We start from the raw sequence: 344 nt of genomic DNA on the forward strand, positions 1-344 counted from the left end.
CCATCACATGGTAAAATACCAGTGTAAGCTTGATAATCATGATTAAGCTGTTGTTGCATTGAACGGATTTTAGCGTCCCCACCAGGAACTAAAACAAACGCGCTCATTGTTAGCAAGGCTTTCATAATGTCCGAGTTTACGTTGGCGCTGGTGTCTTTGATACCGGCGTCTTTTTTTAATTCAACGACAGCAACCGCCGTGTTAGTAGTAAATTCTCCGGTAAAGTCTTCAGGGTTGATACCCTTACACCAAAAGCCACCTTGGATTATTTTAACAACATTGTGCTTAAAGCCAGTTTTAACTTTATTAGCAAATTGAGTATCCCATTTAGCGGCAGTTGAAGG

1 pseudogene is annotated in these 344 nt (G+C 41.0%); it reads right to left on the reverse strand.

Annotation, left to right across the window (positions count from 1 at the left end):
• Window positions 1-344: pseudogene (locus KGF65_RS16890) on the reverse strand (hypothetical protein); the annotation flags it as partial.

The organism is Lactiplantibacillus sp. 30.2.29 (assembly GCF_018991255.1).
GTDB lineage: Bacteria > Bacillota > Bacilli > Lactobacillales > Lactobacillaceae > Lactiplantibacillus > Lactiplantibacillus pentosus.